The organism is Streptomyces sporangiiformans (genome assembly GCF_005768555.2).
GTDB lineage: Bacteria > Actinomycetota > Actinomycetes > Streptomycetales > Streptomycetaceae > Streptomyces > Streptomyces sporangiiformans.
In genome coordinates, this window is sequence record NZ_VCHX02000320.1 from 17089 (window position 1) to 32459 (window position 15371).

The window sequence follows — 15371 nt, forward strand, 5'->3', positions numbered from 1 at the left end:
CGGTGGCGAGTGCGGACAAGCTTCGTGACCGCGCTCCTGGCAGGGCCCTCCCCACGGCCCCGCCGGACCTGACCGACGGGGCCCGCCCGTCACGCGGAGCCGACGAGCCTCATGTAGCGCGTCCAGTCCCAGTTCGGCCCCGGATCGGTGTGATCCGAGCCCGGCACCTCGTAGTGCGCGATGATGTGCGCACGGTCCTTCGGGATGCCGTATCTGGTACAGATCGCCGCGGTGAGCTTCGCCGACTGCGCGTACATGGCGTCGGTGAAGTACGCGGGCTGATCCACCCACCCCTCGTGCTCGATGCCGATGCTGCGTGTGTTGTAGTCCCAGTTGCCCGCGTGCCAGGCGACGTCCCGCTCCCGCACCATCTGCGTGACATGTCCGTCGGCCGACCGCACGACATAGTGAGCGGACACCTGCTTCTTCGGGTTCTGGAAGATGCGCAGGGTGTTCGCGTAGGTCGCCTGCGTCATGTGGATGATCAGGAAGTCGACGGGATGGCTCGTCGGACGGTTGGACGCCGTGTAGTTGGCGGTGTGCGCGGGAGCCCACTCGGCAAGCGGGTAGTCGAACGCCTGGGTTTTCGCGTCGGCCCGTGTGCTGGGCAGTAACACGGTGGAGAGCGTGGCGAGGGCCGTGCTCTGCAGCAGGCGACGTCTGCTCGGGAGCGACTTGGGCACATAGCGGGTTCGGTTCAAGGAAGGAACTGCCTTTCGACGGGAGTCTGATGAGGGGTGGGACGAGCTCCGGGTGATACCGCCGCACGCAGTGGCCGCGTAGCCGGCGGTCGAGTACCTGAGCACGCCGCAGGGCGTGTTGTGGTCGGCGCGCAGAGCAAGGATGGGGAGCAAGGGACGAAACAGACCCGGAGCATGGAGGCGCGTAGACCATAGGACGCAGAACCGGGATGTGGCTTCGAGGTTCAGCGCCCCAGCGTCGTCGCCGTTTCACGCAACCGTGCGTGCAGCCCGCGATGTGTCTCGCGCTTGGGCAGCCACTCCTTACGGAGCTTGGCCACACACGTGTAGTTGGTGTCGCAGACGTTGGCGAGCGGCGACTCGACGGCCTGGGTCGCGAACTGGTAGGCGTCCAGCTCGCTGAACCCGTAGTCCCGCACCAGCCACCGCACCAGGTCGAGCTGGGATATTCGGAACGCGTCCTCCAGAGGACGAGCCGAACCGGTCGAGATGATGTGCGTGTCGGACTCGATGCGGGGCCAGGGCGTGGAGATCCCCTTGAGGAGCTCGACGATCACCACGGTGTTCATCGCACACTCGACGGCGACACCACAGGTCTCGCCCTCGCCCTGCCGCGCGTGCCCGTCACCGAGGCTGAGCAGCGCGCCGTCTACATTCACTCCGAGATAGCAGGTGACACCGGCCCGCATCTCCGGCGTGTCCATGTTCCCACCGTGCGCGTCGGGCACCAGTGCGGAGCGCACCTCCAGGTTGGCGGGCGCCACCCCGACGGTGCCGTGCATCGGATCCATGGGCAGCTCGACCTCGATGTCACTTTCCCGGGCACTGAACAACGCTGTCCGCCTGTCCCGGTCGAGCTGCCAGATCCACACGGTCTCCGGCAACGGCGGCTGCAGCGTGGCCGTGGTGTGCGTGGAGGTGAGCGCCCCGAACAGCGGGACCGTCGTCGACGCCGCCCAGTCGCGCGCCGGTTCGATCGACACAAAGTGCACCGCGACCGTGTCGCCCGGCTCCGCGCCCTCCACATGGAACGGGCCCGTCTGCGGATTGAGGAAGGGGAACTCACACACCTCGGACACCAAGTCCTTCTCGGACCGAACCCGACCCGCGAAGCAGTCCTCCGTATACAGTTCGAGGACGGTGCCCGGCATGATCCGAGCCACCGGCGGTGCGCCGCCGAACGTCCATGCGTACTCGCCCGGTTCCGGGCGCACGGTCAGGATCCGCGGGTCGCTCACGGCTGCACTGCTCCGTTCTGCCGAAGGCTGACGGCTACTGCGGTGGGGGCCATCGCCGTGACGTCCTGGAGCAGGACTTGGCGCCGGCCGACGGCCCCATGCCGCAGTCCCTGCATTGTCTTCCCCGACATATGAATCCCCCGAATTCCCCGACTCTTGAACACACTGGTCCTTGGCGCGCCGCCGTCGGTCGGATGGCGGTGTCTCGCGTGAATTACGGTACGGCGCCAGCCGGTTGGGGAGGAAGAATGCCGCCCTGCTCAGTGGACAACGTCGGAACTGTGGACAACTCAGTCACCCGTAAGGGGGAGTGAGGGGCCGTACGGTCGCCGCCACCGCGTGCTGGGTGAAGGGAGGCCCGCGGCCTACGCTCCGCTTGCCACCGCAGCCGGATCATCGAGCACCGCCCGCACCACGGAGTGTGCCGCGCCCAGCAGCGGTCCTTCGGGGCCGAGCCGGGATACGGTCACCGGGCATGCGGGGCCTGCCGAGCGCCTTGCCAACTCCCGCTCCAGCGACGGCAGCAGCCAGGGCGCGAGCTCGGACAGCGCCCCGCCCAGCACCACGGCCTCAGGGTCCAGCAGATTGACCGCGCCGGTCAGCGCGATGCCCAGCGCGGTCCCGGCGCCGCGCAGGGCGCGCCGTACGTCCTTGTCGTCCTGCGCGGCGCGTTCCGCCAGTAGTCCGACCCGGTCCGAGCCCGGCTCCAGACCAGCCGCACGCAGAACGGCCTCCTCGCCCGCGTACTGCTCGAGACAGCCCCGCCCGCCGCACGCACACGTCGGCCCGTCGGGACGTACCGGAACATGGCCCAACTCGCCCGCGAAGCCGTGCCGGCCGCGCAGCAGGCGACCGTCCACGACGACCGCCCCACCGATGCCGATCTCCGCGGAGACATGGAGGAAGTCGCGCGGCGCCGCCTCGTTGAGCCAGAGCTCGGCGAGCCCGCCGAAGTTCGCCTCGTTGTCCACTGTCAGCGGAAGTTCGCCGGGCAGCAGCGCACCGAGGTCCGTGTCGTGCCAATCCAGGTTGGGGGCGCGTACCACGGTCCGGGCGTCGCGGGCCACCAGACCGGGCACGGCGACGGCAAGGCCCGCGGGCCACAGGCCTTCCCGGTCCGCATCGGTGACAACCTGGCGTACCAACGCGGTCAGTTCTCGCAGCACCGGCTCGGGAGCGCGGCCTCGATTGGCGCCGTTCCGCACAACCCGTGCCCGCACCTTGCCGCGCAGATCCACCGCGCACACGGCGAGGTGGTCGACGCCTACTTCCGCGCCGATTCCGGCGGGGCCGCGTCCGCTGACGGCCAGCGCGGAGCCGGGCCGCCCCACCCGGCCGGGCCGCTCGGGGCCTAGCTCTTCGAGGAGCCCGGAGCGGATCAGCTCGTCCACGAGGGTCGAGACGGCCGCCCGGGTCAGCCCGATGCGGGAGGCGACGGCGGCACGGGACAGCGGCCCCTCGGCGTTGACGGTGTGCATCACACGGGAGAGGTTGCGGCGGCGCATGCCCTGCTGGGTGTCGGGCAGTTTGCGGCCGGGACTGCTGGGGTGGGCCTCGTGCAGCGGTGCGGTCATGCCTCCGTCAGTCCTCGTCCGGTCGGTCTCGTCAGGGCTGTCCTGGTCGGTACGGGCCTTGTTCCCGCGAGGGAGACCTCGTCAGTGCCGGTCCGGCTCGCGCTCCAGCAGCGGGGCCGCGTCGGAGAGTACCCCGGCGATTCGCGCGAGTGCCGCCTCGTCCCGCTCCACGGCCTCGAGCACCGGTCCCCGCGCGGTGTCCCACCTGCGGGCCACCGCCGCCGGGTCCTCGCCGGTCAGCACCCCCGCGGCCTGTGCGGCGGCGCCGAGCGCGACCAGTTCCTTGGCCTCGGGCACCTGAACGGGGCGTCCCGACAGACGGCGCACGGTCTGTTGCCAGGCCGTTCCGCGCGCGCCTCCTCCGATGAGCAGCAGCGGAGCCGACCGGTCCGCATCCGTGTCGAGCACCAGGTCGAGGGCACCGAGCAATGAGTGGACCGCACCGTCGTAGGCGGCCTGCAGCAACTGCCCGCGCGTCGTGTCGTGACGCAGTCCGTGCAGCAGCCCGGAGGCGTGCGGCAGATTCGGGGTGCGCTCGCCGTCCAGGTAGGGGAGCAGTGTCACGCCGGTGCCCGGCTCGACGGCTTCGCGGTCGATGTCCAGCAGGGTGGCTACGCGGTCCACGGCGAGCGTGCAGTTCAGGGTGCAGGCCAGCGGCAGCCAGTCGCCGCGCGCGTCGGCGAAACCGGCCACGGTCCCGGTCGGGTCGCCGGGCCGGTGCGTCGAGACGGTGTACACCGTGCCGGATGTGCCGAGGCTGAGGACGGGGGTGCCCGGACGCAGTCCGAGCCCGAGTGCCGCGGCGGCGTTGTCTCCGGTGCCCGGAGCGACCAGTGTGCCCTTGGAGAAGGGCAGGTCTCCGCTGTGGCGTACGGTCCCGACCACCTCGCCGGGCCGGACCACGCGGGGGAGCAGTGCCGGGTCGAGTCCCACGTGGCCGAGGATCTCCTCGTCGTACGTCTCGGTCCCGGACGCCCACCAGCCCGTGCCGGAGACATCGCCCCGGTCGGTCGTGCCCAGTCCCGTGAGGCGCTCGGTCAGGTAGTCGTGGGGCAGCCGTACGGCCGTTGTCGCGCGGACCGCCTCGGGCTCGTGCTCCGCGAGCCATGCCCACTTGGTGATCGTGAAGGAGGGGCCCGGCACGCTGCCGGTGCGCTCGGCCCACGCCTTCGGACCTCCCAGCTCCTCCACCAGGCGGCGGGCCTGCGGGGCCGACCGTACGTCGTTCCACAGCAGGGCAGGGCGCACCGGGGCGCCCTGCGCGTCGAGCGTGACGAGACCGTGCTGTTGACCGCCCACGGACACCGCAGCGGCCTCCCGCGCCGCGTCGCCGCACTGGTGCAGCGCCTCGCACAGCGCGTCCCACCACTGCCGCGGATCGCTTTCGCGGCCCGCCCCGGAGGAGACGGTGTGCGGTGCCTGCCCGCTTGCCACCACCTCTCCGGTGGCCGCGTCCACGACCAGCGCTTTGGTGGACTGGGTGGATGTGTCCACGCCGACGACGAGCGGACCCTCGGCTGCTGACATCGAGCTCTCCCTCTTTCCGCGGCTCCGCGGGATACGGCCTGTTCCGGGGCGCCCCGAACCGACTCGGTCCGGGTTTCGCATCTCGTCTCTTCCCAGAGATGTCTCCGCATACTAATTTGTTAAGCGCCATGACGAAATGGTCGGAGTCAACCCGGAGCGAACAAGGAGCCGCGGCATGAACTACCAGCCCACCCCCGAGGACAGGTTCACCTTCGGACTGTGGACCGTCGGCTGGCAGGGAAGGGACCCGTTCGGCGATGCCACCCGGCGAGCCCTGGACCCGGTTGAGACGGTGCAGCGCCTGGCGGAACTGGGTGCCTATGGAGTGACCTTCCATGACGACGACCTGATCCCCTTCGGGTCCTCGGACGCCGAGCGCGAGTCGCACATCAAGCGCTTCCGGCAGGCGCTCGACGCCACCGGTATGGCCGTGCCCATGGCCACCACGAACCTTTTCACGCACCCTGTCTTCAAGGACGGCGCGTTCACCGCCAACGACCGGGACGTGCGCCGCTACGCACTGCGCAAGACGATCCGCAACATCGACCTCGCGGTCGAGCTGGGCGCGCGGACCTACGTTGCCTGGGGTGGCCGGGAAGGCGCCGAGTCCGGAGGCGCCAAGGACGTACGGGTCGCGCTCGACCGCATGAAGGAGGCGTTCGATCTCCTCGGCGAGTATGTGACCTCGCAGGGGTACGACCTGCGCTTCGCGATCGAACCCAAGCCGAACGAGCCCCGTGGCGACATCCTCCTTCCGACGGTCGGCCACGCCCTGGCGTTCATCGAGCGCCTGGAACGGCCGGAGCTGTACGGCGTCAACCCCGAAGTGGGACACGAGCAGATGGCCGGGCTGAACTTCCCGCACGGCATCGCCCAGGCCCTGTGGGCGGACAAGCTCTTCCACATCGACCTCAACGGCCAGTCCGGCATCAAGTACGACCAGGACCTGCGCTTCGGCGCGGGTGATCTGCGAGCGGCCTTCTGGCTGGTGGATCTCCTGGAGAGCGCCGGTTACGCGGGGCCGAAGCACTTCGACTTCAAGCCGCCGCGCACCGAGGACCTGGACGGAGTGTGGGCGTCGGCCGCGGGCTGCATGCGCAACTACCTCATCCTGCGGGAGCGTTCGGCCGCCTTCCGGGCCGACCCGGAGGTTCAGGAGGCCCTGCGGGCCTCGCGTCTGGACGAACTGGCGCAGCCCACCGCCGCTGACGGTGTCCAGGCGCTGCTCGCCGACCGTGCGGCCTTCGAGGAGTTCGATGTGGAGGCGGCCGCCGCGCGCGGGATGGCGTTCGAGCACCTGGATCAGCTGGCCATGGACCATCTGCTGGGTGCCCGGGGCTGACTCCGCCTCTGGTGAGGCCCTGCGTGGAATTCCCCGGAATCGTGCGATCCGCGTTATGAGTCCGTATCAAGTTCCGCGCAGGGATCGCTTTATGACCGGTTCGAGGCGACTCTTGACGGTATGGCCATGCCGCCTTTACCGCCCCAGCCCCCTCGGCCGCCGGATGACACACCGCCTCCGGGCAACGGCGGCTTCGGCTCGCCGCCCGGAGGATTCGGCCCGCCTCCCGGGGGTTACGGACCTCCTCCTGGAGGCAATGGACCGCCGTGGCAGGGCGGCAGCGGTTGGCAGCCACCGCCACCGCCGCCGCCCGGCTCACCCGGCGGGCCGGGAGGGCGCCGCAACGCTCTCTTCATCCTGCTTGCCATCATCGTGGGGGTCGGGGTCGTGGCCGCCGTGGTGCTGGTAGCCACCAGCGACAACGGCTCTTCGGGTGAGAAGTCGCCCGCGGAGAGCAGTGGGGCGGCGGAGCGTACGCCCACACCGTCGCTGAGCATCCCCCCGGAGGTGCCCAGCCGACTGCCTTCCTTGCCCTCCCTGCCCTCCGATGTGCCGTCCGATCTGCTGCCGAGCGGCGCGCCGAGCGACTTGGAGTCGCTGTTGCCGTCTCCCGCGGGCGACGAAGTGCCGTACTACATGCTGAAGGCCGGTGACTGCTTCAACACCGACGACAGCAGGCCCGGCCAGGCCACGAAACGATCGTGCCGTACGGCGCATGACGCGGAAGTCGTGAAGATGGCCGAGCTGGAGGGCACTTACAAGACCGATGCCGCCCTCAAGAAGGCGGCATCGGCGCTCTGCGAGAAGCCGCTCCAGGCCAAGGCGGCCAAGCAACCGGCCGGGTCGGTGCGCGGCACCCTGGTGCAGTATCCGGATCCCACCGGCTTCGGCCTCGGCATAGACAGCGTCGCGTGCAGCCTGGCCGCGGACGTCGGCGGGAACCGCAAGCTCACCAAGCCGTTGGCGTGAGCCACGCGCGTGCCCCAGGAAAAACGCCGTTCGGCCGGATGCGCGCTCGGCGTCAACCACTCATCTGGCGGGTGGTGTCGGGGTCATTCGTGCCCTTCCGCGAGGGCGAGTGCCGTGGCCGGGTCCTGGGCCGGCGGACCCGCGGGTGCCCATAGCCCCCGTTCCTTGCGATAGGGCCACCAGCGGCCGTCGAGCCCCAGCCGCAATTGTGCCGACGTGCCGACGACGGTCCATCGGTTGCGGTACGCGCGCAGCGACGGCCGCTCGTCCTCCTCCCAGGCGGATTCGAGAGCGGCACGCGCGCGTGCGAGCGTTTCCGCCTCCACCACCCACTCGGTTTCGAGTACGTCGAGCGCGGCCGCACCCCCCAACTCCCAGGCACGGACAGCGAGCGCCAGCCCCTCGAGGTCGCGGCCCGATCCTTCGGCGAGCCGAGCGGTCGCCTGACTCTCAGGGTCGCCCGCGGCCAGCCGTACGGCGTCCTGCGAGAGGGTCAACTCCTCCTCCACAAGGCGCTGTTCGTGCCCGGACCCGAGCGCCTCGGCGAGCAGACGGTGTGCCTCGCGGGCGGTCTGCTTCGCCAGGAACTCCAGGGCGCCCGGATCGATCCCGGGCCCGGCTCCTGCCTCCGTGTCCAGCGAAGGCGGCTGTCCCGGTTCTCCGGGCAGGGGAGGAGCCGCGGGCAACGGCGGCAGGATGTCCGCCGCCGCGTACGCCTCGGCGGCGTCAACCCCCTGGTGCGGCTCATCCGATACGGGGGCCGCTTCGGGAAGGCGGACACTGCGCACCTGCAACTCATCGAGCAGTTCGCGCTCACCACGACCGCGCATCAGCAGCAGTACGAACGGGTCCTGGTCCAGCAGCCGCGCCATTTGGTAGCACAGCGCCGCGGTGTGGCCGCAGTGGTCCCACGCGCCGCAGCCGCACTCCGGCTCCAGATCCCCCAGACCCGGCAGGAGTTCGACACCGGCCGCCTCCGCGTCCTCGACCAGATGCGGCGGCATCTCGCGGTCGAGCAGCGCCGCGATGTGCCCGGCCTGTTCGACGGCCATGTCCAGGAACCGGTCCCACTGGTCCTCGGACAGTTGTTGGAGCAGGACATCGGCGCGGTACGGCGTGCGGTCCCGGTCCTGGACCACCGCTGTGATCCGCCCGGGGCGCACCGAGACGGCTCCCACGGTTCCCCCGCGCGCGAGCCTGCGGCCCGTCTTCACCTGCTCCGAGTCCAGTGCCGCGTCCTCCAGCGCCTTCAGCCAGGCCTGTCCCCACCACGTCTGTGCGAAGCCCTGCCCGCGCGCGGGCGGCAGCGCGTCGAAGGTGCGCTCCAGGTTGTCGTTGTGCGGGTCGCTCATCGGTCGCCTCCTCGCAGCTCCACCAGGTCGGCCAGCTCGGTGTCGGTCAGCTCGGTGAGCGCGGTCTCCCCGGATCCGAGCACCGAGTCCGCCAACTCCCGCTTGCGCAGCAGCATGTCCGCGATGCGGTCCTCGATCGTTCCCTCGGCGATCAGCCGGTGCACCTGCACGGGCCGCGTCTGGCCGATGCGGTACGCGCGGTCAGTGGCCTGAGCCTCGACGGCCGGGTTCCACCAGCGGTCGTAGTGCACGACGTGTTCGGCTCGTGTCAGGTTCAGGCCCGTGCCCGCGGCCTTCAACGACAGCAAGAAGACAGGCACTTCGCCTTCCTGGAAGCGTTGCACCATGGCCTCCCGCTCGGCGACGAGGGTGCCGCCGTGCAGGAACTGGGACGCCATGCCCCGTGCCGCCAGATGGCGCTCGATCAGCCGCGCCATCCGCACGTACTGGGTGAATACCAGAACACCCGCTCCCTCGGAGAGGATGGTGTCGAGGAGTTCGTCGAGCAGCTCCAGCTTTCCGGAGCGACCCGCGATCTTCGGACTGTCCTCCTTGAGGAACTGCGCCGGGTGGTTGCAGATCTGCTTCAATCCGGTCAGCAGCTTCACGATCAGGCCGCGCCGAGCCATGCTGTCGGCGCCCGAAATCTCCGCCAGAGTCTCGCGGACCACCGCCTCGTACAGACCTGCCTGCTCCTTGGTGAGCGACACCGCACGGTCGGTCTCCGTCTTCGGCGGCAGCTCGGGAGCGATGCCCGGGTCCGACTTGCGACGACGCAGCAGGAACGGTCGTACGAGCTGGGCGAGCCGATCCGCCGCGGCTGGATCCTGACCGCCCTCGACGGCCTGCGCGTACCGGGTGCGGAACGTGCCGAGCCTGCCCAGCAGTCCCGGAGTGGTCCAGTCGAGAATCGCCCACAATTCGGAGAGGTTGTTCTCCACCGGGGTTCCCGTGAGGGCCACGCGCGCGCGTGCGCCGATCGTCCGTAGCCGGCGTGCCGTGTCCGAGTACGGATTCTTCACATGCTGCGCCTCGTCCGCCACGACCATGCCCCATGACGCTCCGGCGAGCCGCTCTGCGTCGAGCCGCATCGTGCCGTACGTCGTGAGCACGAACTCATCGCCGGCCAGACCCTCCAGGCTTCGCCGGGAGCCGTGAAAACGGCGCACAGGGATGCCCGGAGCGAACCGCTCGATCTCGCGCTGCCAGTTGCCCATCAGCGATGTCGGGCAGACGACGAGCGTGGGACCCGCTGCCGACTCGTCGGTCTGCCGGTGCAGATGCAGGGCGATCAGTGTGATCGTCTTGCCCAGGCCCATGTCGTCGGCGAGGCATCCGCCCAACCCCAACGACGTCATCCGGGCCAGCCAGTTGAGGCCCCGCAGCTGGTAGTCCCGCAGCGTCGCGGCGAGCGCGGCGGGCTGCCCGACCGGCTCCTGAGCCTCCGGGTCCGAGAGCCGCTCACGCAGCGTCGCCAGCCACCCGGTGGGCTGAACGTCGACGCTGTGGCCGTCGACGTCCGTGGAACCCGTCAGAGCGGCGCTCAGCGCGTCGACGGGCGTGACCTTGCGATCCTGCTGTGCGCGGGCGCGGCGCACCTCCTGCGAGTCGACGAGCACCCACTGGTCGCGCAGGCGCACCACGGGGCGGCTCGCCTCGGCGAGCCGGTCCAGCTCCTGCCGCGTCAGCCGCTCGTCCCCCAGGGCGAACGACCAGTTGAATGCCAGCAGCGCGTCGGCCGACAGGAACGACGGTGTGTCCGACGACAGACTGCCCGTGACCTGCTGATCGTCCGGCGGACCGATGACCGCGCGGGCCGTCAGCTTGCGCGCCAGCTCCTTGGGCCAGTGCACCTCGACCCCCGCGGCAGTGAGCGTCCGCGCACCTTCGCCGAGAAGCTCGGTGACCTCCTCGTCGGCGAGTTCGATCGCGTCGGGCACGGCCGCCGACAACAGGGGCGAGAGCGGAGCCCACGCTCGTGCCGCGCGACGCAGCGCGAGCAGGGCGTCCATTCGCGCGCGCGGCCCGAAGGCCGGGCCCGGCGAGTCCGATCCGGCCCACACCTCGGCGGCGTCCGCGACCAGAGCAGGATCGTTCACGCTGTGCAGCTGGAGCACCGCACGAAAGGGCAGTCGTGTCTCGTCCGACACGGCCGAGGCGAGGCCCGGCACCTCGATGCGCAGCGAGATCCGTACGCCCGCGTCATGCCCCGCGGCGACGTCGGCTGCCCACGCGCGCTGCTCGGGGATGTGCTGCGGTGCGACTGCCGCGAAGGCCGGGCCGCCCGCTGCGAGCGTCGCCGCCGGGGACCGGGGGAGCGCGTCGGCGACCGCGTCGAGGAACGCACGCACCAGCCGCTCCGGGTCGGGCAGACGCAGGGGGTCGGTCTCGTCGGCCGGCACCGCATGCGCGTGGGGCGGCATCGCGGCGGCCAGTTCGCGGATCCGTTCCACCTCGTTCGCCCGGAGCGGTCCGGCACGCCACGCGTCGTGGTCGTCGGCGCTGAGACCGGGCAACAGCAGTCCGCGCGCGGCGAATTGCAGCGCGAGCACGGTTGCCGCACCCCAGAAGGCGGTGGCTCTGTGCGTGTGCGCGGCGGCACGCGCGCGCGTGAGGACCGGCAGTGCGGCTCGCACCGGGAGCAGTACCGCCGGGACGGTCATCAGCTCGACCCCGTCGTCGCCGGGCAGGGCGACGGTCAGTTCCTCGACGGTGCCGGATGCGACGACAGGAGTGCCGTCGCCGTCGGGATGCCAGAAGGCGACGCTGCCGGTGCGGGCCGGTTCGGCGGGTACGAACACGGCACAGCAGCGGGCCAGTTCGAAGATCGCTGAGGGCGTTACCACGGGACTTCTCTGCACAACGATAGCTTATTCCTCAAATTTGACTACTTGGCGGAGCCGCCGAGGATACACCACGTTTGCGATCTCGCGAGCACGGTGAAGCCGTGAGGCGGGTCACCTTGCTTGGGGTGTCGTCAGGTCCACCTGAGTGCGGGTGGGTTCCCCCGCATGTACACGGGTGGTGGCGCCATGGTCGCCCAGGGTCACCGATTCGTACGTTTCTTCACGTCAGCCCGTTCCTCGAGAGACCGGAGACCCGCCATGCCCCAGACCGCCGCAGCTCTCGTGGAAAGCCCTCCCGGGGCTTCCAAGGGCAGTGAGTTCGCGCCGCTCCTGCGCACCGTCAAAGGTCAAGGTCTCCTGGACCGCAGACACGGTTGGTACGCGGTCGCCATCGTGGGCAATGCCCTGGCCCTGGCCGCTGTCGTCGTCGGTGTGGTCCTGATCGGCCACTCCTGGTGGGTGCTGCTCTTGGCGCCGCTGCTCGCCGTCCTGTCCGCACGGACGGCCTTCATAGGGCACGACGCGGGCCACTCCCAGATCACCGGGAACCGGTCCATGAGTCGCGTGATCGGACTCATCCACGGCAATCTGCTGCTCGGAATGAGCAATTCCTGGTGGAACGAGAAGCACAGCCGCCACCATGCCAACCCCAACCACATCGACAAGGACCCTGACGTCGCCGCCGACATCCTGGTCTTCACCAGCGAGCAGGCCCGAGGGCGTGCCGGCTTTCGCCGCTGGCTCACCCGCAACCAGGCGTGGCTGTTCTTCCCGCTCACTCTCCTCGAAGGCATCGCCCTGAAGGTCTACGGATTCCAGGACCTGCGTCGACAGCCCCCTCGTGAGCGCATGGTGGAGGGCTTGCTGCTGGTGACCCATGTCGCCGCCTACGCGACGTTGCTGCTCACTTCGATGTCCCTCGGGCAGGCTCTCGCCTTCGCCGCACTTCACCAGGCGCTCTTCGGCCTGCACCTGGGCATGGCCTTCGCGCCGAACCACAAGGGCATGGACATGCCCGACCCCGAGGGGGACCGCTGGGGACATCTGCGCCGCCAGGTGCTCACGTCCCGCAACATCCGGGGCGGCATCGTCACCGACTGGTTCCTCGGCGGTCTCAACTACCAGATAGAGCATCATCTGTTCCCGAGCATGCCGCGCCCCCATCTGCGACTGGTCCAGCCTCTGGTGCGTGCCCACTGCCGAGAGTTGGGTATCCCTTACGCGGAGGCGGCGCTCGTGGACTCCTACCGGCAGGCCCTGCGCCACATGTACGAGGTCGGAGCGCCCCTCAGGGGCGAGTAGGGGTCGCGCATCAGGGTCGTATCAGGGTCGCGGTCCGGAACCGCCGAGGGCACGGACCCGTTCTCAAGGCAGAGAGCGGCAGTGGCCGCGAAGGAGGCGACACAAGATGTCGAAGAACGCGAAGATCGCCGCAGGAGGTGTGGCGGCCGGGCTCATCCTGCTCATCTGGCTGCCCTGGTGGGCCGCCCTGCTGATCGTTCTGGGAGTTCCCGCGGCAGCGTATCTGACGCTGGACCCCTCGCAGCGGCGCAGGCTGCGCCGCGTCACTCGCAAGGAGATCGGCCGCTGAGACACCCGCCGACCGAGTCAGCTCCCTTCCGGAGCGCAAGAGTTGACCACATCGCTGCTCGTGGGCCTGCCGACGGCACGGTCCGCGGGCGGCTGTGTGCGCCCCGGAGTGCGCAGTGCGGGAAGGCCGTACGGCCGGGCTCAGCTCGGGCGCACGGCCATCTTGTCGAGTGCGTCCAGCAGGCCCGGCAGCTCTGGTCCACGGCCCACGGGAAGGATTTCGCCGGGCTTCTCATCGAGAAGGACGAAGGCGATGTCGTCGGTTCTGGCCACCATCGACCAGCCCGGACCGTCGGCCCGAAGGGTCCGCGCGTCACCCGGTGCAAAGGACGAGCGCACGCGGCCGAGGGGCGGCGGCGTGTCCACATACGCCCGAGCCTCCGCCAGCACGCGCTGTATGCCGCTGCGCGGCTCGCTCCCGCCGTCGCCGCCCTTCGCCGGCTCGTCATCGACCTGTGAGGGCTTCTCGGTCGCCGCATCGCCGTCCGGACGCCTGAACTCCTCGTCGTCGATCTGCTCCCGCCAGGCCGCCCACTGAAGCGCGATCTCGTCGGCGCCGAGCCTTCGCTGGGCCGGGCCCCAAATGGAGGTGTCCGGTGGCGACAGCGGCTGCTGCTCGGCGATTTCGGGCGCGGGGTCGTGCGGGGCGGGCACCCCGGGTGCCGCGACGGCGACGGCCAGTGGCCACCCGGGCAGCGCCGCGACCATCGAGCGCTCGTCGGGCGACAGGTCGTACTCCATGCCGCAGTCCCAGGACGCGATGGCGACGGCGACCAGCGAGACGTCGTCGACGACGACCGTCCACCGCGCCCCGTCCCCGTCCTGCCCGAGTACCAGGCCGTACCCGTCGGCGAGCGGAGCCAGTCCGAGGGCCGCGCAGGCCTCCGGGTAGTCGTCGCCCAGCACACTGGGGAACTGCGCGGGCGTCAAGAGCACCGCCGTCAGCACATACAGTGCGTCATCGTCCCCGGCGGTGATGGTGTCGTCGTCCGGCCCGGCCATCCCAGCCTCCCCATCGCTACGTCCGTCGGCGCACACTAATGCGATCCGTCGGCGCTTGTCACGGGCCATGAGTGCACGCGGAGCTGCAGTTATCCGGCCGGACGGGGGCGAAACGGCCGTCCTCGACGCCTGCCGAGTGGGCCGTCCGCCATGCATCCGGTCCTCGTCCCGAACAAGCAGCCCCGCCGACGTCAGACGGCGGGCAGGCCGAGGAGCGTCCGCGCGACGGCCCCGGGCGACTCGTCACGTTCCCGCGCGAGAGCGATGACAGCCCGGCACGCCAGCTCGTTGACCCCGAACGACAACGCCTCGGGTGACACCCAGGTCGCGGCCTCGTCGATCCCGTCCTGGTCGTCCTCGGCGCACGCCGACACGTAGGCCGCGGCCGCCTCGAACAAGTTGTGAGTGCGCTTTTCCGGACGTTGCTTTTCCGGACGACTGTCTTTCTCGGACCCGGCCGTTGCCAGGCGTGAGAACAGCCTGCGGAGTCCAGCCAGCATGTCGGCCATTTCGGGCCACCTTCCCCCTGTGTGTCTGCCATCGCTGAGCGCCCATCTGTCGCTATTCAACGTAGAGTTGAAGCTCCGGCACCAGAAGGGGGGCGGTGCTGTGAAGAGCCGCGGCACGGCACCGAGTCCAGCCGTTACCTGCTCCGCTGCAGCGGGGCGCCCTGCGCGCCACCGCGCGGGCATTCAGGTGCCACTCCCGTCGAGCGAGTCGATCGTGGACCGCAGCCAGGCGAGTTCGGCACCGCTCGTGGCTCGCGCGATGGTGAGGATGCCGCTCCGGAACGGGTCGTCCAACTCCTCGGCCCGCAGCGGCCGGTCGCCTTCGTAGAAGAAGCTCGCGGGTTCCTCCAGGAATGCGAGCCGCCGCCGCAACACGGCCGCCTGAGCGGCGGCGTCATCGAGGTGCCGGAGAAAGGCGAGCACCGTGAACCAGCGGTTCTCGTCGGTGATGTCGCGCTGCATGGGATCCCTGAGCCTGCGGCGCAGTTCCTGCCTGCCGTCCTCGGTGAGCGTCAGGACGTGACGCGGAGCGGCTACGGCACCGGGCTCCGTCGCCCGGTCCAGTAGACCGGCCTTTTCCAGCCGCTTGATCGCCGGATACAGCGTGCTCTCGGCGACGGGCCGTACGTGCCCTGTCAGCGCCGTGATGCGCTTGCGCAGCTCGTAGCCGTGCAGCGGGGCGTCATACAGGAAGCCCAGGATGGCGAGTTCCAGCATGCCC

Annotated in this window: 13 protein-coding genes; 4 read left to right on the top strand and 9 right to left on the bottom strand. The window is 70.1% G+C overall.

The genetic code is table 11. From position 1 onward, the window contains the following. Positions 1-89: 89 nt before the first annotated feature. The 4 genes from FGD71_RS39530 to xylB all read right to left on the bottom strand — a co-directional run bounded on the left by FGD71_RS39530 (position 90) and on the right by xylB (position 5040). A complete protein-coding gene (locus tag FGD71_RS39530; protein WP_240436999.1) occupies positions 90-701 on the bottom strand; it encodes an N-acetylmuramoyl-L-alanine amidase in 612 nt (203 codons plus the stop codon). Positions 702-925: 224 nt separating this feature from the next. After that, positions 926-1939, bottom strand: coding sequence for an acetamidase/formamidase family protein (locus FGD71_RS39535; protein WP_119105381.1), 1014 nt, complete (start codon positions 1937-1939; stop codon positions 926-928). Between the two features lie 365 nt (positions 1940-2304). After that, positions 2305-3513 carry an ROK family transcriptional regulator gene (locus FGD71_RS39540; protein WP_119105382.1) on the bottom strand — a complete coding sequence of 403 codons (1209 nt, stop codon included), beginning with the start codon at positions 3511-3513 and terminating at the stop codon, positions 2305-2307. An 81-nt stretch (positions 3514-3594) separates the two neighbouring features. Beyond that, positions 3595-5040 (bottom strand): xylulokinase, encoded by a 1446-nt coding sequence (gene xylB, locus FGD71_RS39545; RefSeq protein ID WP_119105383.1) that lies wholly within the window; start codon positions 5038-5040, stop codon positions 3595-3597. A gap of 175 nt (positions 5041-5215) precedes the next feature. Here xylB and xylA point away from each other — a divergent pair, with 175 nt between their 5' ends. Together xylA and FGD71_RS47735 are read left to right on the top strand one after the other, a co-directional pair. Beyond that, on the top strand, positions 5216-6382 hold the full coding sequence (gene xylA, locus FGD71_RS39550) for a xylose isomerase (RefSeq protein WP_119105384.1): 1167 nt from the start codon (positions 5216-5218) through the stop codon (positions 6380-6382). Positions 6383-6769: 387 nt separating this feature from the next. After that, entirely contained in the window at positions 6770-7351 is a 582-nt protein-coding gene (locus FGD71_RS47735) for a hypothetical protein (protein ID WP_205571193.1), read from the top strand. Between the two features lie 83 nt (positions 7352-7434). Here the strand turns inward: FGD71_RS47735 and FGD71_RS39560 are convergent, their stop codons facing one another. Further along, complete coding sequence (locus tag FGD71_RS39560) at positions 7435-8703, bottom strand: SWIM zinc finger family protein (protein ID WP_119105385.1); 1269 nt, start codon at positions 8701-8703, stop codon at positions 7435-7437. After that, a complete protein-coding gene (locus FGD71_RS39565; protein ID WP_119105386.1) occupies positions 8700-11564 on the bottom strand; it encodes a DEAD/DEAH box helicase in 2865 nt (954 codons plus the stop codon). The genes FGD71_RS39560 and FGD71_RS39565 overlap by 4 nt, the downstream gene beginning before the upstream one ends. A gap of 243 nt (positions 11565-11807) precedes the next feature. Between FGD71_RS39565 and FGD71_RS39570 the strand changes: the two genes are divergently transcribed. Continuing rightward, entirely contained in the window at positions 11808-12851 is a 1044-nt protein-coding gene (locus FGD71_RS39570) for an acyl-CoA desaturase (protein ID WP_119105387.1), read from the top strand. Between the two features lie 106 nt (positions 12852-12957). Continuing rightward, on the top strand, positions 12958-13140 hold the full coding sequence (locus tag FGD71_RS39575) for a hypothetical protein (protein ID WP_119105388.1): 183 nt from the start codon (positions 12958-12960) through the stop codon (positions 13138-13140). 140 nt (positions 13141-13280) lie between these two features. On the opposite strand, the gene FGD71_RS39580 is transcribed toward FGD71_RS39575, so the two are convergent. The 3 genes from FGD71_RS39580 to FGD71_RS39590 form a co-directional block, all read right to left on the bottom strand. After that, a complete protein-coding gene (locus tag FGD71_RS39580; protein WP_119105389.1) occupies positions 13281-14141 on the bottom strand; it encodes a hypothetical protein in 861 nt (286 codons plus the stop codon). Positions 14142-14332: 191 nt separating this feature from the next. Beyond that, the gene (locus FGD71_RS39585) at positions 14333-14641 is read right to left on the bottom strand and encodes a hypothetical protein (RefSeq protein ID WP_181359371.1); all 309 of its coding nucleotides are present in this window, start codon (positions 14639-14641) and stop codon (positions 14333-14335) included. 192 nt (positions 14642-14833) lie between these two features. Next, the gene (locus tag FGD71_RS39590; protein ID WP_119105390.1) at positions 14834-15367 is read right to left on the bottom strand and encodes a PadR family transcriptional regulator; all 534 of its coding nucleotides are present in this window, start codon (positions 15365-15367) and stop codon (positions 14834-14836) included. Positions 15368-15371: the final 4 nt, after the last annotated feature.

Coding starts and splice junctions, on each gene's coding strand:
- FGD71_RS39540 (WP_119105382.1), bottom strand. CDS start 3,513: ATGACCGCACCGCTGCACGAGGCCCACCCCAGCAGTCCCGGCCGCAAA.
- xylB (WP_119105383.1), bottom strand. CDS start 5,040: ATGTCAGCAGCCGAGGGTCCGCTCGTCGTCGGCGTGGACACATCCACC.
- xylA (WP_119105384.1), top strand. CDS start 5,216: ATGAACTACCAGCCCACCCCCGAGGACAGGTTCACCTTCGGACTGTGG.
- FGD71_RS39560 (WP_119105385.1), bottom strand. CDS start 8,703: ATGAGCGACCCGCACAACGACAACCTGGAGCGCACCTTCGACGCGCTG.
- FGD71_RS39570 (WP_119105387.1), top strand. CDS start 11,808: ATGCCCCAGACCGCCGCAGCTCTCGTGGAAAGCCCTCCCGGGGCTTCC.
- FGD71_RS39575 (WP_119105388.1), top strand. CDS start 12,958: ATGTCGAAGAACGCGAAGATCGCCGCAGGAGGTGTGGCGGCCGGGCTC.
- FGD71_RS39580 (WP_119105389.1), bottom strand. CDS start 14,141: ATGGCCGGGCCGGACGACGACACCATCACCGCCGGGGACGATGACGCA.
- FGD71_RS39585 (WP_181359371.1), bottom strand. CDS start 14,641: ATGCTGGCTGGACTCCGCAGGCTGTTCTCACGCCTGGCAACGGCCGGG.
- FGD71_RS39590 (WP_119105390.1), bottom strand. CDS start 15,367: ATGCTGGAACTCGCCATCCTGGGCTTCCTGTATGACGCCCCGCTGCAC.